18 protein-coding genes are annotated in these 26,227 nt (G+C 71.5%); 7 read left to right on the forward strand and 11 right to left on the reverse strand.

The window, feature by feature from the left end; genetic code table 11:
- Nucleotides 1–162: 162 nt before the first annotated feature.
- Nucleotides 163–3,066: a UPF0182 family membrane protein gene (locus tag AC3A3J_RS12795; RefSeq protein WP_487672632.1), complete on the reverse strand. Its 2,904-nt coding sequence runs from the start codon at nucleotides 3,064–3,066 to the stop codon at nucleotides 163–165.
- A gap of 57 nt (nucleotides 3,067–3,123) precedes the next feature.
- Nucleotides 3,124–4,209 carry a YlbL family protein gene (locus AC3A3J_RS12800; protein ID WP_487672633.1) on the reverse strand — a complete coding sequence of 362 codons (1,086 nt, stop codon included), beginning with the start codon at nucleotides 4,207–4,209 and terminating at the stop codon, nucleotides 3,124–3,126.
- Nucleotides 4,210–4,327: 118 nt separating this feature from the next.
- Here AC3A3J_RS12800 and AC3A3J_RS12805 point away from each other — a divergent pair, with 118 nt between their 5' ends.
- Complete coding sequence (locus tag AC3A3J_RS12805; protein ID WP_487672634.1) at nucleotides 4,328–5,794, forward strand: zinc-dependent metalloprotease; 1,467 nt, start codon at nucleotides 4,328–4,330, stop codon at nucleotides 5,792–5,794.
- Nucleotides 5,795–6,590: 796 nt separating this feature from the next.
- Here AC3A3J_RS12805 and AC3A3J_RS12810 read toward each other — a convergent pair.
- Nucleotides 6,591–8,321, reverse strand: a complete 1,731-nt coding sequence (locus AC3A3J_RS12810) for an ATP-dependent helicase (RefSeq protein WP_487672635.1) — start codon at nucleotides 8,319–8,321, stop codon at nucleotides 6,591–6,593.
- Nucleotides 8,318–9,196 carry an NAD(+) diphosphatase gene (gene nudC / locus AC3A3J_RS12815; protein ID WP_487672636.1) on the reverse strand — a complete coding sequence of 293 codons (879 nt, stop codon included), beginning with the start codon at nucleotides 9,194–9,196 and terminating at the stop codon, nucleotides 8,318–8,320. The genes AC3A3J_RS12810 and nudC overlap by 4 nt, the downstream gene beginning before the upstream one ends.
- Nucleotides 9,197–9,263: 67 nt before the next feature.
- Between nudC and AC3A3J_RS12820 the strand changes: the two genes are divergently transcribed.
- On the forward strand, nucleotides 9,264–10,580 hold the full coding sequence (locus AC3A3J_RS12820) for a phosphotransferase (RefSeq protein WP_487672637.1): 1,317 nt from the start codon (nucleotides 9,264–9,266) through the stop codon (nucleotides 10,578–10,580).
- Here AC3A3J_RS12820 and AC3A3J_RS12825 read toward each other — a convergent pair.
- On the reverse strand, nucleotides 10,526–14,044 hold the full coding sequence (locus tag AC3A3J_RS12825) for an ATP-dependent DNA helicase (RefSeq protein WP_487672638.1): 3,519 nt from the start codon (nucleotides 14,042–14,044) through the stop codon (nucleotides 10,526–10,528). The genes AC3A3J_RS12820 and AC3A3J_RS12825 overlap by 55 nt on opposite strands.
- Entirely contained in the window at nucleotides 14,041–17,262 is a 3,222-nt protein-coding gene (locus AC3A3J_RS12830) for an ATP-dependent helicase (RefSeq protein WP_487672639.1), read from the reverse strand. The genes AC3A3J_RS12825 and AC3A3J_RS12830 overlap by 4 nt, the downstream gene beginning before the upstream one ends.
- Nucleotides 17,263–17,431: 169 nt before the next feature.
- Between AC3A3J_RS12830 and AC3A3J_RS12835 the strand changes: the two genes are divergently transcribed.
- Together AC3A3J_RS12835 and AC3A3J_RS12840 are read left to right on the forward strand one after the other, a co-directional pair.
- The gene (locus AC3A3J_RS12835; protein ID WP_314646439.1) at nucleotides 17,432–17,656 is read left to right on the forward strand and encodes a DUF3107 domain-containing protein; all 225 of its coding nucleotides are present in this window, start codon (nucleotides 17,432–17,434) and stop codon (nucleotides 17,654–17,656) included.
- 5 nt (nucleotides 17,657–17,661) lie between these two features.
- Entirely contained in the window at nucleotides 17,662–17,949 is a 288-nt protein-coding gene (locus AC3A3J_RS12840; protein WP_487672640.1) for a hypothetical protein, read from the forward strand.
- 41 nt (nucleotides 17,950–17,990) lie between these two features.
- On the opposite strand, the gene AC3A3J_RS12845 is transcribed toward AC3A3J_RS12840, so the two are convergent.
- Nucleotides 17,991–18,707, reverse strand: coding sequence for a ferritin-like fold-containing protein (locus AC3A3J_RS12845; protein WP_487672641.1), 717 nt, complete (start codon nucleotides 18,705–18,707; stop codon nucleotides 17,991–17,993).
- Between the two features lie 195 nt (nucleotides 18,708–18,902).
- Here AC3A3J_RS12845 and AC3A3J_RS12850 point away from each other — a divergent pair, with 195 nt between their 5' ends.
- Nucleotides 18,903–20,426, forward strand: a complete 1,524-nt coding sequence (locus AC3A3J_RS12850; RefSeq protein WP_487672642.1) for a DEAD/DEAH box helicase — start codon at nucleotides 18,903–18,905, stop codon at nucleotides 20,424–20,426.
- 7 nt (nucleotides 20,427–20,433) lie between these two features.
- Here the strand turns inward: AC3A3J_RS12850 and AC3A3J_RS12855 are convergent, their stop codons facing one another.
- Together AC3A3J_RS12855 and AC3A3J_RS12860 are read right to left on the reverse strand one after the other, a co-directional pair.
- Nucleotides 20,434–21,348, reverse strand: a complete 915-nt coding sequence (locus tag AC3A3J_RS12855; protein WP_487672643.1) for a DUF817 domain-containing protein — start codon at nucleotides 21,346–21,348, stop codon at nucleotides 20,434–20,436.
- Between the two features lie 66 nt (nucleotides 21,349–21,414).
- Nucleotides 21,415–22,290, reverse strand: coding sequence for a PHP domain-containing protein (locus tag AC3A3J_RS12860; RefSeq protein ID WP_487672644.1), 876 nt, complete (start codon nucleotides 22,288–22,290; stop codon nucleotides 21,415–21,417).
- Between the two features lie 65 nt (nucleotides 22,291–22,355).
- On the opposite strand from AC3A3J_RS12860, the gene AC3A3J_RS12865 reads away from it, so the two are divergent.
- A complete protein-coding gene (locus tag AC3A3J_RS12865; RefSeq protein ID WP_487672645.1) occupies nucleotides 22,356–23,378 on the forward strand; it encodes an endonuclease/exonuclease/phosphatase family protein in 1,023 nt (340 codons plus the stop codon).
- 41 nt (nucleotides 23,379–23,419) lie between these two features.
- A complete protein-coding gene (locus tag AC3A3J_RS12870) occupies nucleotides 23,420–24,832 on the forward strand; it encodes an aminopeptidase P family protein (protein WP_487672646.1) in 1,413 nt (470 codons plus the stop codon).
- A 27-nt stretch (nucleotides 24,833–24,859) separates the two neighbouring features.
- Here the strand turns inward: AC3A3J_RS12870 and AC3A3J_RS12875 are convergent, their stop codons facing one another.
- The gene (locus tag AC3A3J_RS12875; RefSeq protein WP_487672647.1) at nucleotides 24,860–25,528 is read right to left on the reverse strand and encodes an alpha/beta hydrolase family protein; all 669 of its coding nucleotides are present in this window, start codon (nucleotides 25,526–25,528) and stop codon (nucleotides 24,860–24,862) included.
- Nucleotides 25,528–26,226: a YflT domain-containing protein gene (locus AC3A3J_RS12880; protein WP_487672648.1), complete on the reverse strand. Its 699-nt coding sequence runs from the start codon at nucleotides 26,224–26,226 to the stop codon at nucleotides 25,528–25,530. The genes AC3A3J_RS12875 and AC3A3J_RS12880 overlap by 1 nt, the downstream gene beginning before the upstream one ends.
- Between the last annotated feature and the right edge of the window lies 1 nt (nucleotide 26,227).

Below are 26,227 nucleotides of genomic sequence, written 5' to 3' on the forward strand. Positions count from 1 at the left end.
GGCCCCTGATCTGGAGAAATCCGGTCAGGGGCCTTTCGCATGCCCGGGCGGTTGACTGGTATGGATGCCGCCGGCCCGGTTCGACGGCATCCGACGCAGGCCTGGAAACGACGGATGCCGCACCCCCGAGGGGATGCGGCATCCGAGAGAAGGTGCGAGCGGCTACTCGCCCTCGCCGCCCTCCAGGTCGATCAGCTTCTGCACGGCCTCGGTGAGGCGCTTGTCGGCCTCGGCGAACGTCTCGAGGTCGCCGGCCTTGAGAGCCGCCTCCCGATCGAGCAGCGCCTGTCGCGCGTCGGCGAGCGCCGTCGCCTCCTCCCCCGACGAGGTCGTCGGGTCCGTCTGCGGCACCTCGCCGGTGTCGGGATCCGGCTCGGCCGGCTCGACCTCGTCGTCACCGCCCGTGGCACCGGAGTCGCCGCCGAACAGGGCATCGAGCGCCTCGGTGAGCGTGTTCTCGAAGGCGACCCGGTCACCGAAGGCGACGAGCACCTTCTGCAGGCGCGGCAGCTGGGTGCCCTCGGAGGACTGCACGTACACCGGCTGCACGTAGAGCAGACCGCCGCCGACGGGCAGAGTGAGGAGGTTGCCGTAGATGACCTCCGACTCGCCCTGCTGCAGCAGGTTCAGCTGCGGCACGACCGCCGTATCGGAGTTGTAGGTGTTCTGCACCTGACCGGGACCGGGCACCGTCGTGTCGTCGTTGATCTCGAGCATCCGCAGCTGGCCGTAGCCCTCCGCCTTGACGCCGTCCTCCGATCCGGCATCCGAATCGACGGCCAGGTAGCCCATGAGCACGTCACGGGTGCTGCCCGCACCCTGCGATGCGGGGATGAACGTCGAGAACATCGAGAACCGCGGCCCGTCCTGGCCCGGCATCTGCATCGTCAGGTAGTACGGCGGCTGCAGCATCGACTCGCTGCGCGGATCGTTCGGCGTCTGCCACCGGTTGTCCTGCTGGGCGAACGACCCGGCGGTGTCGATGTGGTAGATGCCCAGGATGTCGCGCTGCACCTTGAACAGATCGGTCGGGTAGCGCACGTGGCTCATGAGGTCACCCGACATCTCGCTGATCGGCTTGACCGTCGACGGGTAGACCTTCTGCCAGGTCTTCAGGATCGGGTCCTCGTCGTCCCACGCGTAGAGGGTCACGGTGCCGTCGTAGGCATCGACCGTGGCCTTGACCGAGTTGCGGATGTAGTTGATCTCGTCGATCGCCAGGTTCGGCGCCCGCGTGTTCGAGTCGGCGATCGCGTCGGACAGGCTGACGCTCGTCGAGTACGGGTACGTCGAGCTGGTCGTGTATCCGTCGACGATCCAGACCACCCGGCCGTCGACCACGCTCGGGTACGGGTCGCTGTCGAGCTCGAGGTACGGCGCCACCTTCTGCACGCGCGTCTTCGGGTCGCGGTCGTAGAGGATCTGCGAGTCGTCGTTCACGAGGTTCGAGAACAGGATCTGCTCGGACTGGAACTTCAGCGCGTAGAGCAGCTTCGTGAACGTATTGCCGATCTTCGGCCCACCGTCACCGTCGAAGGTCGTCTTGGTCTCGCTCGAACCGTCCTTGCCACGGGGGTAGTCGATCTCGACCGGGTCGCTCCCCTCGGGAGCGCCGACGATCGAGTACTCCGGCGAGTTCTCACCGAAGTAGATGCGGGGCTCGAAGTTCTCACCCTCGGTGAGGAACCCCGAGGTCGGGATGCCGCGCTCGAGGAACACCGGCTCGCCGTCCGTCGTGCGCTGGTTTCCCGCCGCGGCGACGAGGCCGTAGCCGTGCGTGTACACCGCGACGCGGTTGTTCCAGTTGTCGCCCTCGCCGAGCTTGGTGATGTCGAGATCGCGGATCGCGACCACCGTGTCCTGCACCTGGCCGTCGACCTCGTAACGGTCGACGTCGAGCGTCTCCTCGAACTGGTAGTAGGCCCGGTACTGCTCGAGCTGACGCACCGTCGGGCTGATGACCTTGGGGTCCATGATGCGGATCGAGGCGGTGGTCTCGGCGTCTTCGCGCAGCTGGCCCGCCTCGGGATCGGTCTCGGCCTCGAACGTCGTGGTCTCGAGGTTCGCGACGCCGTAGGCCTCCTTGGTGCCGTCGATGTTTCGCTGGTAGTACTCCGCCTGGTACGCGTTCTGGTTCGGGCGCACCTGGAAGGTGGTCACCACCCAGGGGTACCCCACGCCCACCACGAGCGACGCGACGAGCAGCAGCGCCGTGGCGGCGAGCGGGAAGCGCCAGCGGCCGATAACGGCCGTGACGAAGAAGAGGATCGCGACGAGCGCCGAGATGATGGCCAGGATGCCCAGGCCGGGGATCGTGGCGTTGACGCCGGTGTACGCGGCACCCGTGATGCGGTCGTCGGGCGTCGTGAGTGTCTTGAATCGGTCGAGCCAGAGGCTGGCCGCCTGGACGAGCAGGTACAGTCCCGCGATCACCGCGAGCTGGATGCGCGCGGGCTTCGAGATGCGCAGTTCGCCCTGGCCGATGCGCACCGAGCCGTAGAGGTACGACACGAGCGCCGTGATGAGGAGCGAGAGCAGCAGCACCGCCGAGATGAAGGCGAGCGCGATGGAGTAGAACGGCATCGCGAACAGGTAGAAGCCCGTGTCGACACCGAACTGCGGGTCGACGTCGCTCGTCGCGACGCCGTTGGCCCACAGCCAGACGGTGCGCCACTGGCTCGCCGCCGAGAAGCCGGCGAAGAGGCCGAAGAAGATCGGCATGCCCCACATCGCCAGGCGGCGCAGCGGCTCGATGACCTCCTGGTACCGGTCGAGCTGCGAGCTCAGTCGCACGTAGACCGGCCGCAGACGGTACGCCAGCTGGATGACCACGAACAGCGGCACGGCCATGCCGAGGAATCCGACGAGGAACATCACGACGGTGGCGATCCACTGGGTGGTCAGCACCCCGGTGAAGCCGACCTGGTCGAACCAGAGGAATTCGGTGTAGAGCGAGGCGAACACGAAGAACGCCGCGATCAGGGCGGCGATGATCGCCAGCGAGATGCCGAAGATGCGCCGGGATGTTCGGGGAGTGGCCGGATTCTGAGCGGAGGTCGAGGTCACCCCTCCATCCTAGGTGCGCCTTACTGGACGGCGCCCGTGATCGCGGTCACGGCCGGATCACGACGCCGTGCACGTCGGGAGCGACGCGACGTCGCCCCCCTCGGCGATCACCGAGAGCGCGTCGAGCGATTCCTCGAGCGTGCCGGTGCGGATCACCTGCAGGCCGTCGGGGACGTGACCGACGACCTCGTCGCAGTTCGCCGCCGGGGCGAGGAAGTACTCCGCTCCGGCATCCCTCGCGCCGTAGAGCTTCTGACGGATGCCGCCGATCGGGCCGACCGTCCCCTCGGCGTCGATGGTGCCCGTGCCTGCGACGTTCTCACCGCCGTTGAGCTCTCCGGGCGTCAGCTGGTCGACGATGCCGAGGGCGAACATCATTCCGGCGCTCGGCCCCCCGACATTGTCGAGCTGGATCGTCACGTCGATCGGGAAGTCGTAGTCGGTGCGCAGCGTGATGCCGATGAGCCAGGTCGTCGTGCCGCCCTCGGTGTGCTTCTCCGGCGTGATCGAGAGCTGCTGCTCGGCGCCCGCCCGGCGCACCGTGAGGTCGATCTCGTCGCCCTCCGCCTCTTGGATGCGCTCGCGCAGCTGCGTCGCCGAGGTGACGACCTCGCCGTCGATCGCGGTGATGACGTCGTCGGACTCGAGGACACCGGCGGCCGGGGTGTCGTCGACCGCTTCGACCACGACGACCTCGGCACCGGTGTCGTACCCCAGCTCGCCGAGGGCTGCCGCCGTCGCCTCGTGCTGCGAGTCGACCATGAGCGTGGCGTTGCGCTCGTCGCGCTGCTCTGTCGTCACCCCCTCGGGGAAGACCGACTCGATCGGCACCACGGCACGGGAGCGATCGGTCCAGGCGAGGGCGAGTTCGAACCAGCTCGGGGTGCGCTCGCGATTGCCGACGACCTGGACGGTCGTGAGGTCGAGCGTCCCCCCGGTCTCGTACGTCTCCGCACCCTCGATGCTGATGAGGGGCACCTGCTGGTCGTCGGGCCCGGCGGCGGTGCCGAGCGTGTCGTAGACCGGGCCGGGCCGCTGGATCACGTACGGCGTCGGCAGGAAGGTGAGCACGACGAGGGCGACGAGCGCCACGACCAGGGCCCAGACTCCCAGCCCGAGCCGCGCAGGGCGGATCCGTTCCACAGCATTCCTCCGTCGTTCGCGAGCGGCGTACAGCGATCCGCCCGCTCCGGGGTCGCTCGCATGAACCTGTGACTAGCGTAGATGGCACGGCTACACGCGCGCTGAGAGGGCGGACGACATGGCAGACAACGAACCCGGTCCCGAGGACTTCCAGGAGTTCCTGCGGCGGATGATGTCCGGCCAGGGCGGCGACATAGACCCCGAAGCCCTGCGCGGCGCCTTCGAGGGCATGGACGGCCTCACGCTCGATCCCGCGATGATGCAGACGATCATGTCGCAGCTGCAGGGGGCGTTCGGCGGCGATCCGTGGGACAACGCCCTGCGGCAGGCCCTCCACATCGCGAACCGCGACGGCCAGGCCATCGGCGACGGCTCGCGCTCCTCGCTGGTCGACGCCTTCTCGCTCGCCGCGCTCTGGCTGGGCGAGGCGACCACGATCTCCGACCTCGCCGAGCCGCCGGTCGCGATGACCCGCGGTGAGTGGGTCGAGAAGACGCTCCCGGTGTGGAAGGAGATCGCCGGGCCGGTGTCGACGAGCATCGCCGACGCCCTCACCACGGCTCTCGACACCCAGGTGCCCGACGACATGCGCAGCGTCGTGCAGGGCGCCGGCAAGCTCATGCGCGGCCTCGGCGGCTCGGTGTTCGCGGCGCAGTTCGGCCAGGTGCTGGGGAACCTCTCCCTCGAGGTCGTCTCGGGCGGCGATGTCGGCATCCCCGTGCTCCCGGCGGGGACCGCCGCGGTGATCCCGCAGAACCTCGCCGCGTTCGGGGACGGGCTGGAGATCCCCGAGGATCAGATCGCGCTGTACCTGGCGGCTCGGGAACTGGCCTACGCCCGCCTCTACCGTCACGCGAAGTGGCTGCACCTGCACGTCATGGCGCAGATCACGGACTTCGCGCGCGGTGTCACGGTCGATGTCGACGCCCTCGAAGACGTCGCCAGCCGCCTCGACCCCTCCAACCCCGAGGAGCTGCGGTCCGCGATCGAGGGCGGCGCCCTGCTGCCGAGCCAGACAGAGGCGCAGCGCGAGGCGCTCACCCGCCTCGAGAACCTGATCGCCACGGTCGACGGCTGGGTCGACGTCGTCACGGCGCAGGCGACCTCGCGGCTCCCGGACGGGGCGCGCATCGCCGAGGCCGCCCGCCGTCGTCGCGCGGTCGGCGGGCCCGCGGAGGATGCCCTCGGAGCGCTCGTCGGTCTCAAGCTGCGTCCGCGGCGTCTGCGCGAGGCGGCCGCGATGTGGCAGGCGGTGACCGATGCCGTGGGGATCGCCGACCGCGACGCCCTCTGGGACTACCCCGACCTCATGCCGACGGCCGAGGACATCGACGACCCGAGCGCCCTCGTCGCCCGGCTGCAGGCGGCCGCCCGCGGCGAGCAGCCGGTCGCGGACGAGTTCGACGAGGCGCTCGCGCGCCTACTCGACGGTGACGACTTCTCGTCGGCCACTGCGGGTGACACCGAACCGGATGCCGGCGCGGCGTCCGTGGACGACGAGACGTCGAGCGACGCGGCCGAGACGTCGTCCGACGCCGAGGACCGCGGCGAGGATCCGCGTCCGGAGGGCGACCGTCCCGTCTGAGCCGGTCGGTCCCCCTCCCCCGGGAGTGCGCGACCACGAGTTGTCCACCGATGCGGAATCCGCGCCCCGGAGGCGACGGCGTGTCCGCAGAATCGGGGAGTGCCTCCGCTGACCCCGCTCGTCCTCACCCGTCTCGCCCCCGGTCGCCCGATGCTGCTGCGCGATGAGCGCACCGTGCAGTTCGGGTCGAACGGCGGGTTGCACGTGAGTATCGACGCCGATTGGGTGGAGCCGTTCCTCGCCCGCCTCCGCTCGGGGTTCCGACGCGCAGGGGTCGACGTGATCGCGCACGGCGTGGGGGCTCCGCGCGACGAGGCACGCCGTCTCGTGGCTTTCCTCGAACCCCTGCTGGTCGACGACGCGCCACCCCGACTCCGCGCCTGGGTCGATGCCGAAGGCGTGCGCGACCCCCGCTGCGGCTACCGGCTCCGCGAGGCGCTCGCCGATGAAGCGGTGCCGCACGGAAGTCGGGAGAACCCGGGCGACGTCGCCGTCGTCGTGCTCCCCGGCGCGGCGGCAGCCCTACAGCTCGCACCGTTCCTCCGCGACGACGTGGCGCACCTCCCGATCGCGATCGACCGCCGGAGCGCCACGATCGGTCCCCTCGTCGTGCCGGGGCGCACACCATGCCTGGCATGCCGCGACGGCCACCTCCGCGACCGCGATCCCGCCTGGCCGCGCCTGCATGCGCAGATGGTGGGGCGCGACCCGGGGCCGGTCCCCGCTGCGCTCATCGCAGGCGCGGGGGCGGCGGCCGCCACCCTGCTGGCCCCCGTCGACGACGACGCGGGCCGGATCATCTCGCTCGGGCCGGACGGTTCGCGCGCGTCGACCCCGGTGAGATTTCACGAAGGATGCCGGTGCCGCGAGCCGTCGTCCCGATCTCTGCCAGGAACCGCGACGGAGCACGCTCCCCGCGACCTGCCGACCGCGACCAGCTCACCGACAACGTCCGTGCGGCGCGCGTGACACCGACGTAGGCGAGGCGGCGCTCCTCGTCGATCGCTTCGAAGCCGGTCGCGTACGAGATCGGCAGCGAGCCCTCTGCCCAGCCGGCGAGATGCACGTGCGGCCACTCCAGACCCTTCGCGGCATGGAGGGTCGACAGGGTCACGGTGCGCAGGGTGGGCTCGTGCTGGTCCTTGGCCCTGGCCATGAGCGCGTCGCTGAACGATCGCAGGTCCTCGCCCGGGTCGGCCTCCTCGGCGAGCCGCAGGATGGCGCGCCGCGCCTCCCAGCCGTCGCGCTGAGCACCGCCGGCGGCCGGGGGCTCCTCGGTCAGCCCCAGCTCGCGCAGTACGCGCCGCACCGCGGCGACGAAGTCATGCTCGACCGGTGCGACCGCCGCGGCGCGCAGGGCGAGGATCGCCTGACGCACCTCCGGCATCGAGAAGAACCGGGTGCCTCCGAGCACCGTTGTGGCGATCCCCGCCGCGGCGAGGGCCTGCTGGATGAGCGCGGACTGCGCGTGCGCGCGGTACAGGACGGCGATCTCCGCGGGAGACACGCCGTCGGCGATCTGCGCTGCGATCGCCGCCGCGATCCCCTCCGCCTCCTCGCGTTCCCCGTCGAAGGCCGTGACGGTCGGGGCGTCCGCCTGGAACTGCTCGCGCGCCGGAGTCAGCTCGAGGGCACCGGGTCGGCCGCGCATGAGTGCGTTGGCTGCCGCGAGGATCGGGGCCTGGGAACGGTAGTTGGTCTCGAGCCGCACGATCGTCGCGTCGGGATGCCGCCTCTCGAACTCGAGGAGGAAGCGCTGCTCCGCCCCCGCGAACGAGTAGATCGTCTGGCTGGCGTCACCGACGACGCAGATGTCATGGCGATCGCCGAGCCACAGTTCGAGCAGGCGGTTCTGCAGCGGCGACACGTCTTGGAACTCGTCGACCGTGAAGTGGCGGTACTGCTCGTGCACCGACGCGGCCACCCGCGGCTCCGCCTCGAGCATGCCCGCACACGCCAGGAGCACGTCCTCGAAGTCGAGCTGATGGCGTTCGTCTTTGAGAGCCTCGTACCCGCGCTGCAGCTCGGCGAACTGCGTCGCATCGACGCCGGTCAGCGGCCGACCGAGAGCGGCGTGCTCGTCGATCGACAGCATCGACACCTTGCGCCACTCGATCTCCGAGGCGATGTCGCGCAGGGTCGCCGTGCTGGGACGCAGCCGCAGAGCATCGGCCGCCTGACCGAGCAGGCGCACCTTGTTGTCGACGATGCTCGGCGCCGGAGCGCCCGCGAGCGTCGGCCAGAAGAAGTTCAGCTGGGCGAGGGCCGCCGCATGGAATGTGCGCGCCGCAACGCCCTCGACGCCGAGGGCGCGCAGTCGCCCGCGCAATTCTCCCGCCGCCTTCGCGGTGAAGGTGACCGCCATGACCCGTGAGGGCGAATACGCCCCCGTGTCGACACCGTGCGCGATCCGATGCGTGATGACCCGGGTCTTCCCGGTGCCCGCGCCGGCGAGCACGGCGACGGGACCGCGCAGCACCGTGGCCGCCTGTCGCTGTGTCTCGTCGAGTGCGTCGAGCGCACTCATCGTCCGTCCTCGTACCACTCGGTGATGAGCGCCCGGGCGATCGAGGCCTGGCCCGGGAGTCCGACGGGGCCGTCTCCGGCGAGCGCGCTGCCGATCTCGTCGCGGGAGAACCACCGCACGTCGACGATCTCCTCCCCGTCGGGCCGCGCGGTGTGCTCGTCGTCGACCACGGCACGGAAGCCCACCATGAGCGACCGGGGGAACGGCCAGGCCTGGGACCCCACGAAGCGCAGCGCCTCCAGGCGCACGCCCGACTCCTCTTCCAGCTCGCGGTGCACCGTCGCCTCGAGCGACTCCCCCGCCTCGACGAATCCGGCGAAGCACGAGTACATGCGGCCGCCCCACGTCGCGTTCGCCCCGAGGAGCAGACGCTCGCCGTCGCGGCTCTCGACGGCCACGATCACGGCCGGGTCGGTGCGCGGGAAATGCTGGCGTCCGCAGACCAGGCAGCGCCGTGACCAGCCGGCCTGCTGCAGTTCGGTGCCGCCCCCGCAGGCGGGGCAGAAGGGCGCGTCGCGCAGCCACGCGGCGACGGCGAGCGCCTCGACGAGGAGCTCCGTCTCGAACGCGTCGAGCCGGGCGCCGATGTCGCGCAGCCCGAGCCACGTCTCGTCGGGCGCGGCGTCGATCGCGGCATCCTCGGGAGGGAGAGCCGCGAGCAGCAGGGGCACGCCGTCCCGGTCTCGCCCCAGGAGGGCCCAGGTGGCGTCGACCGCCTCCTCCGGCGATGTGCGACGGAGGGCGGAGTCGTCAAGACGTACGCGGCCCTGGCGCACCGCGACCACGCGGGTGGAGGGATCGGCGCGCAGACGATCGATCGTCGACGGGTCTTCCCGCAGCTCGGCGGCACGGTCCAGCACGGCCTGCGGCAACATGATCGACTCCCTCTCTCACGGGCGTGGCGAAGGCGTGAGCGCCCCGGAGCCGACCTAACCTGGGGGCATGGGACGCTCACCTTTCACTCTAGCCGCGGCGGTGACGGCGGCACTTCCGGGTGCGGAGGTCACGGGAACGCGCGTGCTCACCGCCGACGGCGATGCACGGTTCGATTCGGCGGTCGCCACGCTGTCCGACGGTCGGGAACTCGCGATCCGCGTCGCCGACGACGACGACGCCGCCCGGGAGATCGCGGCCGAGGCGATCGCACTGCGGTCGCTCACCACGGGCGCCCGCGCCCTGCTGCCGTTCCGCGCCCCCGAGTACATCGGCGAGACCCGCGTCGGTGACGGCCGCGCGCTCGTCACCGAGCTGCTGCCCGGGTTCCAGATCGAGGCCGCGCACATTCCGCCGGGACGAGGCGCCGCGGTGTCGATCGGCACCGCTCTCGCCGCCCTCCACCAGCTCCCGCCCTCCGTGGTGCGCGGGGCCGGTCTGCTCGCCCGCACCGCGGCGGAGAGCCGCGCCGACGTCGAACGCCTCGTCGACGAGGCCGCCGCGACCGGCCGCGTTCCCGCCCGCCTCACCGTGCGGTGGCGCGAGGCGGTCGCGGACGACGATCTGTGGCGGTTCGAGTCGACCACGACGCTGGGCGGCGCTCAAGCGACGTCCTTCCTTTTCGAGGACGACCCTCAGCGCGGCCCCGAGGTCGTCGGAGTGCTGGGCTGGCACGGACTGGCGGTGGGAGACCCCGCGACGGATCTGGCCTGGCTCTCCGCCGCGCCCGATGCCTCGTCCGACGTCTACGCGGCGTACGGAGCGGCCCTCGAGCGCTCCCCCGACCCCGCACTCGAGGTGCGGGCGCGCCTGCTCGCCGAGCTCGAGTTCGCGCGGTGGCTGGTGCACGGCGACTCCCTGCGTCGCGCCGACATCGTCGACGACGCCGCGGCTCTGCTCGACGCGCTCGCCGAGAACCTCCGATCCGAGGATCTCGCCGTCGTCGCCGCGCGGACGGAGGGAGTGGACTCCGCCCTCGACGCGCTCGACCGCGTGCCGGTCGAGCGCGATGTGCACGTCGACACATCGATGCAGACGGATGCCTACAACCCCGACCAGCTGTGGACGGAGAGCGAGAGCATGACCGGCGACATCACCTCGGCGCCCCTCAACGGGGGCGATGCCGCCGCCCACCGCGCGGCGGTGGGAGACCTCCCCACGGAGGATCTGTCCGATGTGCGGACGGCGTTCGGCGACGACGTCGACTCCGGCGAGCGGACCGGCGACGACCCGGCCGGCGACGACCAGGAGGACGACCAGGACGACGAGGCTCAGCGCGCCGCGCGGGCCGCGCTCCAGCGCTGGAGGAGTTCGGCCTCGGAGTAGACGTGCGCGTCGCGGATGACGAGGTCGTCGGCGACGTAATACAGCGCGACGTCGATCTCGTCGAGCGGAACGCCGAAGCGTCGGTGGTACGCGAGGCGATAGAGCGCCAGCTGCAGCATCCGCTCGTCGCTCTCCGCGGCCGTGCGCGGCGCGCGTCCGGTCTTCCAGTCGACGATCTCGATCCGGCCGCCGCGATCTTCGCGCCGGTACACCGCGTCGAGCTTGCAGATGATGATGCGCGACTCGTTGGACGCGCCCCCGGCCGCCCGATCTGACCGTTCCGGCTCCCCCGGGAGTGCGTCGTGTGCAGCACCCAGGGCGAAATCGATCTCGATCTCCACCGCGATCGGCCGTCGTGCGCCCCACTCGCTGCGTTCGAAGGTCGCCTGCAGCGCCGCGAGGTCGGCCGCGTCCGCCGCGTCTCCCGAGGTGACGGCGGCCGCATCGCTCCCCGCATCGTCCTCATCGAGCTCCCAGAGCGCTTCCTCCGGCCTGGAGCCCGTGCCGACGAGCGCCGAGCGCTGCTCCACCCAGGCGTGGAACAAGGTGCCCAGCCTGGTCTGTCGGTACGGACGCTCGGGCATCGGCCGCACGATCGACGCGACCGTGCCGGCATAGTCGGTCACGTAGTCCTTGAAACGCGACGCGGGCACGCGCGTCGGAGGTGCGGCATCGATTCCCCGCAGACGGGCGGCGCGCTCCGCGAGCAGGCGCTGCAGCTCCGGGCTGGGCTGCAGCGCGTCTCCGCCCACGCTGGCGGCACGCACCGCCTCCGCCGCCTCCTCGACCACTCGCCGCCGGGAACCGAGGGGGTCCAGCGGCCAGACCATCGTGGCGCCCGGACCGTCGTAGGGATTCTCGTCGGGATCGACGGCCTCGATCGGATCCCGCCCGAGCACCTCCATCGCCTCGGAGAGGAAAGGGCTCGGCGTGCGAGGCGCCTTCTGCCCCGCCCAGTGCGCTCCGGTGAGCAGCAGGTGCGTACGTGCGCGCGTGATCGCGACGTAGGCGAGCCGTCGCTCCTCCTGCTGCTGGTACGAGCGGTAGGCATCCTTGAATCGACGCAGCGCTCCGCCGTGCGGGTTGGCCTTCGTGATGCCCCCGGAGAGCGACGACTGCGCAAGCGCCTGACGCTTCTTCGGGTCGGTCTCGTCGCCGACCGCTGCTTCCGGATCCCAGTCGAAGCGCGGCAGAGCGTCCCGATCGCCCCGCAGGGCGAACGGAACGACGCCGAAACCGAACCAGCCCGACGTGTCGGACACGCGCCCGGGCAGCTCGTCCACCACCAGGCGCACGACGGCCACGGCGTCCCACTCGAGGCCTTTCGACCCGTGGATGGTGAGCAGCTGCACCACGCCCGGCTCGGGCGGTTCCGGTCGGGGCATGAGCTCGTCCGTGCGTTCGGCCTTGTCGAGCCACGCCAGCAGGCTGCCGATCGTGCCGCGGTCGTCTGCCGCGAGGAACGCCCGCACCTCGTCGGAGAACGCGCGGAGCTGCGTCGCCGCGACCCTGGCCGGTCCGCGCGTCTCGTTGGCCGCCAACTCGATGTCGAGCCGCAACTCGAGCTCGATCAGCCGCAGCAGTTCGAGGAGCGGCTGCGACGATGCCCGGCGGAGCCGCTCCAGCATCTCGCCCGCCGCGCGGATGCGCGTCCGACCCTCGGGCGTGATGCGTTCGAGGAGTCGGTAGTCGTCTCGGACCGCGCGCACGACATCGACCGCGTCGATGATCGACACGGCTTCGTCCGCGCCGCGGGACGACCGCAACCGCACCCGCACCTCTTCGGGGAGCGGCATCATTCCGGTGTCGCGCTCCGCGAGGGCACGACCGAGGTCGTACAGGGCCGCCATGTCGGCGACGCCGACGGCGAAGCGCGGCCCCGTGAGGAGACGGATGAGCGCGGAACCCGCCGTCGGGTCGTGCACCACCCGCAGCGTGGAGACGACATCGACCACCTCGGGGGTCGCCAGCAGACCGCCGAGCCCGAGGATGCGGTGGGGAACGCCGCGCGCCGCGAGGGCCGCCGCGAAGGTCTGCATGTGGCGCTTGGAGCGGAACAGGATCGCCCCGGTGTGCGGCCGCCCCGCGGAGGCGCCGTCATGTGCGGCCCGCCGTTCGACGAACCAGTCCGCCACAGCCTCGGCCTCGTCGTCGACCGTCAGCGGGAACCGCACATCGACCGCGCCGTCGCCGGAGCCGGGCCGCGGCTCGAGCGGCGGCACGTCGAGGCCGGGGCGCTGCAGGGGGTCGAGCACGCGATTCGCGACGTCGAGGATGCGCCGGTCGTTGCGCCAGCTGGTCATGAGACTGAACGTCTGCGCGGTCTCCGAGCGGGCGAAGGCCCCGGAGAAGGCGTAGAGGTTGTCGGCGCTCGCCCCGCGCCAGCCGTAGATCGACTGGTGCGGATCGCCGACGGCCATGACCGGTGCGTCGTGGAACAGGGCGGCGAGGAACCGCGTCTGGATGACCGACGTGTCCTGGTACTCGTCGAGGAGCACGACACGATGCTGCTCGCGCAGCTCGGCGCGCACATCCGGCGCCGCCTCGACGATGTCGAAGGCGCCTCCGACCTGGTCGGCGAAGTCGAGCACACCGCGTCGATGCTTCTCGGCGATGTACTCGCGTACGAGGCGCATCAGCGTCGGGAGGGAGAGGAGGTTGGCCGCCGCCTTCTCGACATCGGCATTGCCGCGGTAGGGCTCGAACGAGGCGGCGGTCTCCCGCGCGATATGCTCGGCGGCGTCGAGGTCGATGCGGTGGTCGAGGGCGTCGCCGGCCAGTCGCTGCACGGCGTCGATCACGGTGCCGACCGCGTAGTCGATGTCCTCCAGCTCGGGGAGATCGGCCGCGAGCACCACATCGCGTGCGAGCATCCACGATGCGGCCTGGCTCAGCATCGCCACGTCGGCGTCGCGGCCGATGCGCGCCGCATGCTCGCGCACGATGCCGTCGGCGAACGCGTTGTACGTCGACACTCGCGGGCGGATCAGCAGGTCTTCCGCGGAACGCGCCGCCGACGCATCCGCGGTCGTGCCGTACGACAGGGCGAGCTCGTCGAGCACCTGCGCGCGCACGAGGTCGCGCTGTCGGCCCGGCGCGGCCGCGTCGACGCGGGCGAGCCCGCCGGACCGCACTATCTCGGAGAGATGCGGGAGCAGCCCCCGGCGCCCGTACTCGTCGATCACCGCGAGACGGTGGCCGATGCGCTCGGCCAGCTCTCCTGCGGCCTTGCGGGTGAATGTCAGCCCGAGGATCTCATCGCGGCGCACATGGCCGTTGGCCACGAGCCACACCACACGGCCCGACATCGTCTCGGTCTTGCCGCTGCCCGCGCCCGCCACCACGAGAGCCGGCGTCGGTGCCGCCTCGATCACACGCTGCTGCGCCGGCGTCGGCGAGGGCTGCCCGAGCGCCGCCGCGACATCGGTCGCCGTGATGCCCCAGCCGCCCTGCCACGCGCTCACGCGCTCACCGCCGGCACCGTGTGGATGCGGCAGGGGTGCAGCCGTCTCTGCGTGTCGGCGCAGTGCGACTCGACCTGTGCCGTGAAGCTCGACGCTGCCATCCCGCGCGCTGCCTCGCCCACGCGCCGCAGGAATGCGACCCTGTCGTCGTCGCCCAGCGTGTGCTGATGAGCCACCCGGTAGTCGCTCTTCGCCAGGGTCTTCGACACGATGACGAGACGGGCACCGCCGAGCGACCGCGCGCCCGCCCCTTCGACGAGCCCTTCCTGCACGGCGACCTGGTACGCGGCCAGCTGCGCGTGCGCGGCGACCGCGGTGTCGGACTCCGGGTCGTTCTTCCCGGTCTTGAGATCGACGACGACGGTGCGTTCGCCCTCATCCGGCACGGACATCCCGATCCAGCCGCGCCCCCGAGCGGCCGGGTGCTCCCCCGCCGCGGGCGGATACGCCTCGATCCGGTCGATCGATCCGCTGACGATCGCGCGCGGCACGCCGGCCGCATCGTCGAGCGGACGGACCGTCGGGACCGCCTCGTCGTCGTCCGGCAGTGCGACGGCGAACTGGAACCGCGTCTCGCTTCCCAGCACGCGCCCGCCGTCGCGACGTACCTCGCCGAGATACGCATGCAGCCGCTCGACGTACAGGTCGGCACGACGGCGTTCCTTGCGACCGATCCACGCCGTCTCGAAATCCAGTTCGGGCCAGTGCTCCTCGACCACTCGCCGCATGCCCTGCAGGTCGCCGTCCGGGTGCCGCTCCATCGCCTCGTGGATGATCGTCCCGATCCCCGCCGAGGGCGGAACGATGGTGTCGCCGCCGAGGGAGGACACGGCCCAGTTGAGTCCGCACTCCTCGAACGATTCCAGACGGGACGGCGAGACTCGGGCGCCCTCTTCCGCCAGGTCGCGCACGGGATCGAGCGTGCTCACCGGGGCGACACCGTACCAGTCCGCCGGGTCGGCCCCTGGCACGCCCTCGCGCGCCAGTACCGCGAGCTGCCCGGCCGCCTCGGCGCGGGCGGCGGGCGATGTCGCGGTCGTCAGCACGCGACGATGCCGTGCGACCAGGCCGCGCAGGGTGAGCGGATGCTCCGCTGATGCGTGCGCCTCGGGGGCGGTCGGCGCCGGCAGGAAGCCGAAGAAGGGACTCGGGCCCAGATCGTCGTCGTCGACGGCGGTGACGAGCAGACGTCGCCGGGCACGGGAGACCGCGCGCACGAACAGGCGCAGCTCGTCATGCAGGGCGGCGCGGCGACGGTCCAACACACCCGGTGTCTCGACGTCCGCACCCGCACGGCGGGCCTGCACGACCGTCGAGAGCCGCCAGGTCTGCAACAGCCCCCCACGCAGCCGCAGGTTCGGCCACACGCCGTCCTGCAGGCCGGCGACCACGACAGCGTCGAACTCGGTGCCGAGGGCGGTCGCGGGTGTGAGGAGCGTGACCCGGCCGGGCCGGTCGGGGGCGGAGAGCGAGTCTTCGGGCACCTCGCTGTCGAGGATGTCTCGGACGAACGCCTCAGGTCGCAAGTGCGGGGAGCGCTCCACGAAGCGCTTGGCTGCGTCGAACAGCGAGACGAGCGCGTCGAGGGCGCGGGCCGTCTCCGCGCCCGTGGGCTGCAGCGCGATCTCGCGCCACGCGACGTGCAGTCGTCGCCCGTCGACGGCCCGCGCCTGCTCCCAGATGCGCCACAGCAGGTCGTGGATCGTCTCGCCGGCGACAGCCGCCGCCGCGACCTGCCCGAGGGTCTCGGCGAACCGACGGGCGGTGCGCGACTCCGGGGCGTCGATCAGGGTGAAGTGCTCGGGGGCCGCCATGGCCTGCCGGAGCAGCTCTCGCGCCGGGGTGGAGCCGCCCTGCTCGAGTTCCAGATGACGCAGGCGGGCACGCAGCCGACGGAGACCGATCGCGTCCATCCCGCCGAACGGCGTGCGCAGCGCCTCCTCCAGGTCGGCGGGCGTGCGCTCGTCGACCGGCGTGAGCGCGAGGCGCACGATGCCGACGATGTCGCGCACGATGCCCTCGCTTCCCAGCGGACGCTGCACCCCCGCGGCTCGTGTCGGGACCTCGCGGGCCGCGAGCTCGGCCTCGAGCAACGAGACCTGGCGGCTGTCGTGAGCGATCACCGCCATGCGGTCCCACGGGATGTCGTCGGCGAGGTGCCACGCGCGCATCACGCCGGCGATGCGGTCGAACTCCTCGTGCGGCGACGGTGCGAGGAAGGTCGTGATCGCCTCGTCGACCTCCTCGGCGGTCGCCGGCACGGGCGCGCGCCGATGGTCGATCCGGCCCGAGGCGCCGATGGCCTGGGTCACCGTGCGGGTCAGGGTCGCCAAGGCCGGGTGCTGCCGGTGCGCTCCGTCGAGCACGTGCACCTCGCCCAGCAGCCCGGCGACCTCGGCGAAAAGCTCCGGACTCGCTCCGCGGAACGTCCCGGACGAGATGTCGGGGTCGCCGAAGGCGAGGACGGCGATGCCGCGCGCGCGGAGCGCGCGGACCACTCCGACGCCTCCGCGGGTGAGCTCCTGCGCATCGTCGATCAGGACGACCCGCAGGGGCGCGAGGGGACCCAGCGTCGCCGGATCCGCCCGGCGGAGCACGGCGGCCGCCTCGCTGAGCAGGTCGGCGGCATCGCGGTGCGCCGACCGCAGCGCGTCGAGCACCTCGCGGTACTCGCGCAGGAACTCGGCGGCGGCGGCCCAGACCGGCTCGTCGGCGTCGCGCAGCTCGGCAGCGGTCGCCCCGAGCTCGGTGCATTCGGCGAGGAACGCCCGCAGCTCGGAGCGGAATCCCCGCGACGCGCGCACCGCCGCGCTCAGCGCATCCGGCCACGGCACACGGCCGTCTTCGGCGTCGCCGTCGAGCAGGTCGGCGATGATGCGGTCCTGATCTGCGCCCGTGAGGAGCGCCGGCGGCTCCTCCCCCGCCTGCACCATCGCCCCGCGCACGATCTGGAAGGCGAACGAGCCGAGAGAGCGCGCCAGCGGGCCCGGCGTGGCCTCGCGCACGCGCACGCCGATGCGGTCCCGCAGGGCGGTGGCGGCCTGGCGGCTGGGCGTGAGCACCAGCACTTCCTCGGGACGGAGAGCCGCGGCGCCGAGCAGATGCGCGACGCGCTCGATCAGCGTGCGCGTCTTCCCCGTTCCGGGCGCCCCGATGATCACGCCCGATGCCGTCGCCGGGGCCTCGATCACGGCTCGTTGCGCGGCATCCGGTGTCATGCCTCCACGCTATCCGTCGCCACCGACACCGCCGACGCGATGCCCGCCGCGTCCCGCGTGTGCGCTGCTGGCGAAACCGTCCGGCGCGGCCGATCCGGCCCGGACGGCCCGTTATAGAGTGAGAGCAGACCTCGGACGAGAGATCGTCCTCACACTCCAAGGAGCACGCGTGGAAATCCGCATCGGAATCATCAACACGGGCCGCGAGCTGAGCTTCGAGACCGCCACCGCCGCGGACGAGATCCGCGCGCAGGTCTCAGCCGCCCTCGAGCAGAGCACCGCTCACCTGAGCTTCTCCGATGTGAAGGGCAACTCCTACATCGTCCCGACCGCGAACCTCGCCTACATCGAGCTGGGCACCGAGGAGTCGCGCCGCGTCGGTTTCGTCGCCTGACCGCGATGTACATCCTCCTGGCGCTCATTGCGGCGTGCGTGCTCGGCATCGTCGCGCACTTCACCATCTCCGGGCGCGAGCTGCGCGGTGCCGCCCTCGCTCCGGCGGTGGCTGTCGCCGTCACCGCCGCCGCCTACACGGGGCTGCAGTGGGCCGGATGGGCGGAGAGCAACGTCTGGCTGTGGGTCGCAAGCATCCTCGGTGGGGCGCTCGTCTCGATCGTCGCGACGCTCGCCGTCGTCACGGCCCGCCGACGTTCCGACGCCGCGCGCACCGCGGCGCTGGGCATCTGAGCCCGACGATTCCGCTCGGTCCGACGCGCTGAGCACCGCCCTCAGGAGGCGAGACCCATGGCGTCCATCCGACGCGCATGCGCGCCCATGAGCTCGGTGTACACCGGCTCGATGCGCTCGTCGTCCGGCGCGACGAGGGCGTCGGGACGCAGTGCCGAGCGGCAGACCAGGATGGTGTCGCCGACGAGGCGTCGAGCCCACATCGACAGCAGCGAGCGCCACTCCTCGTCACTCTCGATCGTCTCCTGTATGATCGCGACGATCTCGTGGCGCGCGTCGTCCTCGCGCAGGATCGCGGCGATCCGCTGCCCCGTCTCGCCGTAGCTCGAGGCGAGAGCCAGGTAGAAGTCGTCGAGCATGCCCGCCGTGATGTACACGGCCAGCAGCGTCTCGCGCGGTCGCGCACCGATCGTCTTGCGGCGGAACGCGTCGAGGTTCTCGCGGAACGGCAGCATGAGCTGCGTCGGGTCGTCCCCGCGGGCGGCGATGACCTCGACGATGCCGCGGTGCTTCGTGAGCGCCGCGCCGGCGGCGCGCGACAGCGCCTCCTTCTCGGCGAGGGCGGGAGTCGCGCGGATCAGGCGGGTGAGCGTCTCGAAATACCCGAGCTGGAGATACGCCGCCTGCCCGAGGAACCGGGACAGCTCGGGGGCGAGCTCGGCGAAGTCCACACGCGTCGCGTCGCCCTGATCTCCGCGGCTGCGCAGGGCGAGCGTGCGCCGAGGCGCCGCGTCTCGCTGCCAGAACCATTTCACCACCGGGGTCTCCTTCCCGCGTCGGTCGCCACGATCACCCTACCCGCCGCGCGACTCGCTCCTGAGGCTTGCGGGCACGCTCCGGTAGGCTGGGCGTGTCCCCGCCGTCGGAGCGGGGCCCGCGCCTGTGGCACAAGAGACGGCGTGGATCGTTTACGTGGCGGTCGTCGCGACCGCCGGACAGGCAATCTGAATACAGTGACTACTTTCTCCGATCTCGGGATCGATCAGGACATCGTCGACGCCCTCGCTGCGAAGGGGATCGTCGACGCCTTCCCCATCCAGGAGCAGACCATCCCCCTCGGTCTGCCGGGACAGGACATCATCGGCCAGGCCAAGACCGGTACGGGCAAGACCTTCGGTTTCGGCATCCCCGTCGTGCAGCGCCTCGGCCAGAACCCGGAGCCGGGTGTGAAGGCCCTGATCGTCGTGCCGACGCGTGAACTCGCCGTCCAGGTCTACGAGGACATGGACCTGCTGACCAGCAACCGTTCGACCAGCGTCGTCGCCATCTACGGCGGCAAGGCCTACGAGGGCCAGATCGACCAGCTCAAGGCCGGTGCGCAGATCGTCGTCGGCACCCCCGGTCGTCTGATCGACCTGGCGGGCCAGCGCCTGCTCGACCTGTCGAATGCGACCGAGGTCGTCCTCGACGAGGCCGACAAGATGCTCGACCTCGGGTTCCTCGCCGACATCGAGAAGATCTTCCAGAAGGTCCCGGCGGTGCGGCACACGCAGCTGTTCTCGGCGACCATGCCCGGGCCGATCGTCGCGCTCGCCCGCCGGTTCATGACGAACCCCATCCACATCCGTGCGAACGACCCCGATGAGGGGCTCACCCAGGCGAACATCAAGCACCTCGTCTACCGCGCCCACTCGCTCGACAAGGACGAGGTCATCGCGCGCATCCTGCAGGCCGAGGGCCGCGGCAAGACCGTGATCTTCACGCGGACGAAGCGGGCGGCGCAGCGTCTCGTCGACGAGCTGAACGACCGCGGCTTCAACGTCGGCGGTGTGCACGGCGACATGGGTCAGGACCAGCGCGAGCGCTCGATGGCGGCGTTCAAGGCGGGCAAGAAGGACGTGCTCGTCGCCACCGATGTCGCGGCGCGCGGCATCGACGTCGACGACGTGACCCACGTGATCAACCACACCATCCCCGACGAGGAGAAGACGTACCTGCACCGCGCCGGCCGCACCGGTCGCGCGGGCAAGACGGGCATCGCCGTCACCTTCGTCGACTGGGAGGACCTGCACAAGTGGGCGCTCATCAACCGGGCGCTCGAATTCGGCCAGCCCGAGCCGATCGAGACCTACTCGTCGAGCCCGCACCTGTACGAGGACCTCGACATCCCCGCGGGCACGAAGGGCCGACTCGTCTCGGCCCCGAAGAAGACCGAGTCGACGAAGACCTCGCGCGGGCCGCGCCCCGAGCGCGCCGCCGATGCCGCGGCCGAGGGCAGCGGTGAGGGCGGAACGCGCCGCCGCCGCCGCCGTCGCGGCGGGTCCGATGCCGTCGGCTCGACCTTCGCCGACGGTGCCGCTGCATCCGCGTCCGCCGAGAGCGGGCCCGCGGCATCGACCCACCGCGCCGCCGAGGGCGCCGGTACGCACGACGGCGCAGGCAAGGAGCACCACGACGGCAAGCCGGCGCCGGCGCGGCGCCGACGCCGTCGGCGTGGCGGCTCCGGGGCGGGCTCCGCTCCGATCGCCGGAGCCTGAGCACCGGTCACGACATCGTTCGAGAGGGGCGGATGCTGCGGCGTCCGCCCCTCTCGCGTTCCGGGCGTTCCTGCGCGCCCGGGAGGCGGGGCGGATACACCCAGGTGACGAGCACCACCGAGATGATCATGAGCAGGAACCACGACACGAGCTTGCTCGGTGACACGACCTGCCAGCCGTCGAGCTGATCCGGGTAGGCCCAGGCGCCCGCGAGGGTGCCGATGTTCTCGGCGAACCAGATGAACACGGCCACCCCCGCGAAGGCGAGGAGCAGCGGGATGCGGAGAGTGCGGCGCCACACCCGCGCGTGCATGACCGTCGGCGCCCAGAGCGCGAGCACCGCCACCAGCAGCACCCAGCGCGCATCCCACCAGAAGTGGTGCGTGAAGAAGTTGAGGTAGATCGCCGCGGCGACGACGGCGGTCACCCAGCGCCGGGGATAACGCGTGAAGCCGAGATCGAAGAGACGGTGCACGCGCACCATGTACGACCCGACCGCCGCGTACATGAAGCCGCTGAACAGGGGCACCCCGCCCAATCGCAGCACCCCGTCCGCAGCGTACGTCCACGACCCCACGTCGGTCTTGAACAGCTCCATCACCGTGCCGGTGATGTGGAAGAGCACGATGACCCACAGCTCGCGCCCCGACTCCAGCCGGAAGACGAGCATCGCGACCTGGATGAGCACGGCCGTGAGCGTGAGCACGTCGTTGCGCGCGACGACGGCATCGTCGGGATACCAGAGGCGCGCGGCGACGATCGCCACGAGCAGCGCGGCTCCGAACACGCAGGCCCAGGCCTGCTTGCACACGAACACGGCGACCTCGACGATGACCGCCCGTGCGCCGTCGGCCGGAGCGTCGCGGAGCCACCGGTGGGCGATGCCGTCGAGTCGTCGCTCGAGAGGGGTGGCGCGCTGCATCCGGTGAGGATACCGGCGTCCGCGGCGAGCGCGCCGGGAGAGTCCAGGGAGGCCGCGAGGCCGTCGTCAGGGGAAGCGCGGCGCCGAGCCGGTGGCGCGGTCGATCAGGCGCTGCACCATCTCTTCGTCGGTGGTGTTCTCGCCCGGCCGGTTCGGCTTGCCGGTGCCGTGGTAGTCGCTCGACCCCGTCACGATGAGATCGTGCGCGGCGGCGATCTGCCGCAGCAGGCGCTTGCCCTGCGCCGTGTTCTCGCGGTGGTCGATCTCGAAGCCGCCGAGTCCCGCCTCGATGAGCTGCTCGAGGAACGGCACCGGCATCATCCTGTCGCGCCCGGCCGTCACGGGGTGGGCGATCACGGCCACTCCCCCGGCCTCGGTGATCAAGCGGACCGCGGTGAGCGGGTCGGGGGCGTAGTGCGGCTCGTAATACCCCTCGCGCGGATGGAGGATGCCGTCGAACGCCTCGGTGCGGTCGCGGACGATCCCGCGGGCCACGAGCGCATCGGCGATGTGCGGACGCCCGACGGTCGCGTCGAGCGTGGTCTGGGCCAGCACATCGTCCCAGCTGAGGTCGTAGTCGCGGCCGATACTGCGCACGATCCGCTCGGCGCGGCCGATCCGATCCCCCCGGATGCGGGCCGTCTCGGCGCCGAGCGCGGCGTCCTCCGGATCGAACAGGTAGCCGAGCACGTGCACGCTGCGCCACTCGTGCTTCGCCGACAGCTCCATGCCGGGGAGGAACGTCATCCCGAGTGCCGCCGCCGCGTCGCCCGCCTCCGTCCACCCCGTGGTGCGGTCGTGGTCGGTGAGAGCGATCGTGCGCAGACCGTGGGCGTGCGCCTGTCGCACGACCTCCGCCGGGGCCTCCGTCCCGTCCGAGTGATTGGAGTGCAGATGCAGGTCGGCGGGACCGGCGAATCGGCGAGCGGGATCAGAGGCCATCCTCCGAGCGTACCGAGGGCTGGGCAGCAGGGACTTCACAGGCCGGCGCTTCTACTCTGGTTCTGATGCTTCGCCTCCTGGGAATCCTCGTCACCGTGCTGTTCGCCGCCGCCACGGCGGTCGTGGTGTGGCCGCAGTTCTTCCGCCTGGAGCAGACGTATCCGTTCGCTCAGCTGGTGGCCGTGCGCGGGGTCGTGTTCATCGGGTTCGCGGCGATCGCCCTCGTGGCGCTGCTGCTCCTGCTCGCTCGGCCGTTGCGGGGCTTCGCGGCGTCGATCCTCATCGTGGCGCTCCTCGGCGCCGGGGCGACCGCCGCGATCGGCGCGGTGCGAGGCTTCGGCGGCGGCGACCTGCCCGAGAAGACCGAGGGAAGCGTACGCGTGCTCACCTGGAACACCGCGGGCGAGGCCGTCGGCGCCGAGCAGATCGCGCAGCAGATCCTCGCCCAGGGCGCCGACATCGTGGCGCTGCCCGAGACCACCGAGGCCGTCGGCGAGCGCATCGCCGTGATGCTGCGCGAGCAGGGGCATCCGATGTGGGTGCATCACGTGCAGTTCCGCCCCGACATCCCGAACGGCCCGCAGTCATGGCAGACCACGGTGCTCGTGTCGCCCGACCTGGGCGAGTACTCGGTCATCCAGTCGTCGGAGGACGGGTCGAGCAACACCGGCTCGGTGCCCAGCGTCGTGCTCATGCCGATCGACGGGACGGGGCCGACGGTCGTCGCCGTGCACGCCGTCGCCCCTCGCCAGGAGGAGATGACGCAGTGGCAGGCCGACCTGTCGTGGATCGCCGACCAGTGCCCCGAGGGCGACTTCATCTTGGCGGGCGACTTCAACGCGACGATCGATCACATGGCTGGTCTCGGGGTCGGAGGCGGCGACATGGGGTACTGCCGCGACGTCGCGTCGCGCACCGGCAACGGCATGCAGGGCACGTGGCCGAGCTCCTTCCCCTCCCTCGTCGGCGCGCCGATCGACCACGTGATGGCCTCGCAGAACTGGACCCCCTCGGGGTCGCTCGTGATCGACGACGCCGGCGGCAGCGACCACCGCGCGCTGGTCGTGCAGCTGGAGCCCGCCGGCTGAGCCCCTCGCTCGCCGCCGCGCGCAGGTGAGAGACTGGGGGGATGAGCACCGCAGCAGAACGCGACACCGTCGCGGAACCCCAGGTCGAGAACAGCACGACCAACCGCAAGCAGCCGTTCCCCCAGGGATTCCTCGACACGATCTCGACCGGCTGGGCGGAGCGCCCCGAGACCCTTCCCACCGCCCGCGCACAGGCGCCGTTCGCCGCGCGTCGCCGCGCCGCCCTCTCCGCCGCGTTCCCCGGCAAGCGCCTCGTCATCCCCGCGGGCTCGCTCAAGCAGCGCAGCAACGACACGGACTACGTCTTCCGCGCGCACTCCGCCTTCGCGCACCTCACGGGCTGGGCTTCCGACACCGAACCCGACTCGGTGCTCGTGTTCGACCCCACCGACGACGGCCACGACGTCACCCTCTACTTCCGTGAGCGGGCCGACCGCACGACCACCGAGTTCTACGCCGACGCCACCGTCGGCGAATTCTGGATCGGCCCGCGGCCGTCGCTCGCCGGCGTCGCCGCCGACCTCGCGATCGGGACCGCACACCTGGCCGACTTCGCCCCGGTCGAGGGCGAGCTCGTGCTCGACGAGGACGACGCTCTGACCCGGTTCGTGTCGGAGCTTCGCCTCATCAAAGACGAGTACGAGATCGCCGAGATGCGACGCGCGGTGGCCATCACCGCAGCGGGCTTCGACGACATCCTCCGCGAGCTGCCCGCCGCGATCGCGCACTCGCGCGGCGAGCGCGTGGTCGAGGGCGTGTTCCACCGCCGCGCCCGCGAGGACGGGAACGGCGAGGGTTATGACACGATCGCGGCATCCGGGCCCCACGCCTGCTACCTGCACTGGACCCGTAACGACGGCGCCGTGCTGCCGGGCGACCTCATCCTGGTCGACGCGGGTGTCGAGGCCGACAGCCTCTACACCGCCGACATCACCCGCACCATCCCGGTCTCGGGCACGTTCACCGACGTGCAGCGCAAGGTCTACGAGACGGTGCGCGAGGCGGCCGATGTCGCCTTCGCCGCCGCGAAGGTGGGCGTTCGCTTCCGCGACATCCACGCCGCTGCGATGTCGGTGATCGCCGCCCGCACGGCCGAGTGGGGCCTGCTGCCGGTGTCGGCCGACGAGGCGCTCGATGCCGATCGTGGCGGGCAGCACCGGCGGTACATGGTGCACGGCACCTCGCACCACCTCGGCATCGACGTCCACGACTGCGCTCAGGCCCGACGCGAGATGTACTACGACGGCATCCTCGCTCCCGGCATGGTGTTCACGATCGAGCCGGGCCTGTACTTCCAGATCGACGACCTCACCGTGCCCGAGGAGCTGCGCGGGATCGGCGTGCGCATCGAGGACGACATCCTCATGACCGAGGACGGTCCGGTCAACCTCTCGGCCGATATCCCGCGCACGGCCGACGAGATCGAGGCTTGGATCGCTCGCGCCCAGCGCTGACGTCGAGGTGCTTCGCCGTCGCGCCGCTCAGCGCGCGGCGGCGAAGTCGGCGACGATCGGTGCGAGCGAGGCCCCCGCTTCGGATGCGGCGAGCCTGCGCCCCTTCACCTCGAAGCTGTGGCCGCCGCCCTCGACCCAGACGACCCTGGCGTTCTGACACCCGGCCACGACCTGGTCGAACTGCTCGCGCGGCTGGATGAACGGATCGCGGGACCCTTCGACGAAGAGCTGCGGCACGGCGATGCCGGGCAGGTGCTCGGCGCGCAGCTTCTCGGGCGACCCCGGAGGGTGCAGCGGGTAGCCGAGGTAGGCGAGGGCATCGACGTCGAGACCGTCGGCGACCGCCATCGATGCCATGCGTCCGCCGTACGACTTGCCGGCCGCGACGATGCGCGCCCCCGGCGCGGCTGCCCTGGCGGTGTCGACGACGGCCCGCCAGGTGGCGATCGCGTGCGCGGCGGGCCCGGGCATCCGTCGGCCCTGCTCGACGTACGGGAAGTTGAACCGCAGCGTGCCGAAGCCATCGGCGGCGAGCGCCTCGGCGAAACCGGCGAGGAACGGATGTTCCATCCCCGCTCCCGCGCCGTGCGCGACGATCACGACCGTCCCGTCGGCGGGAGGCGTCCACAGGGCCGAAACGGAGACGGGGCCGGCGGGCAGCGCGACCTCGACGAGGCGGTGCTCCGGTTCGTTCATCAGGCGGGTTCGGGTGCGCCCGCGGGCGCGCCGCCCTCGTCGGGCTTCCCTGCGTCCGTGCCGGGGGTCGACGGGGTGTCGGCACCGGGCGCCGGGTCTGCGGGGCGTGGCGGCACAACCGGCGGCGCAGGAGGAGCGGCAGGCGGCTGCTGACCGGGGACCCCGCCGCCGGTCGGGATCCGCTCGCCGTAGCGCGGCGGCTCGTCGAGGTTCACGGGAGGCCGGGGGGCGGCCGGACGCGCACCGAGCACCTGCCGGGCCTTGGCGAGGGAGGCGGCCAGCACGGTGACCTCGTAGTGGTCGGACGCGAGCTGCGTGACGCTCGCGAAGTCCCGGCGGCGCCGCACGATGGCGAAGGTCACGAGGCTGAGGATCATGCCGATCGCGACGCCGATGAGCACGAAGCCGACGAACAGCTGGATCGGCACCTCCGGATTGCCGAGCACCAGGATGGCCGACAGGAAGAGGCCGATCAGGATGCCGTTCACGGCACCAGAGCGCGCCGCGGTGGCGTAGCCGAGGCGACCCGTGATGCGCTCAACGGTGCGGATGCCCTGGCCGACGATGGCGATGTCGCGGGCCGGCACCTCCCCCGCGATCAACTTCGACACCGTCTTCTGGGCGGCCTCGTAGTCGCGCATGGAGGCGACGACCTCGCCGATGTCGGTGCTGTTCGCGGGGCGGTTGAGCATGCTCATC

The sequence above is a fragment of the Microbacterium sp. Soil_N32 genome (genome assembly GCF_057655505.1).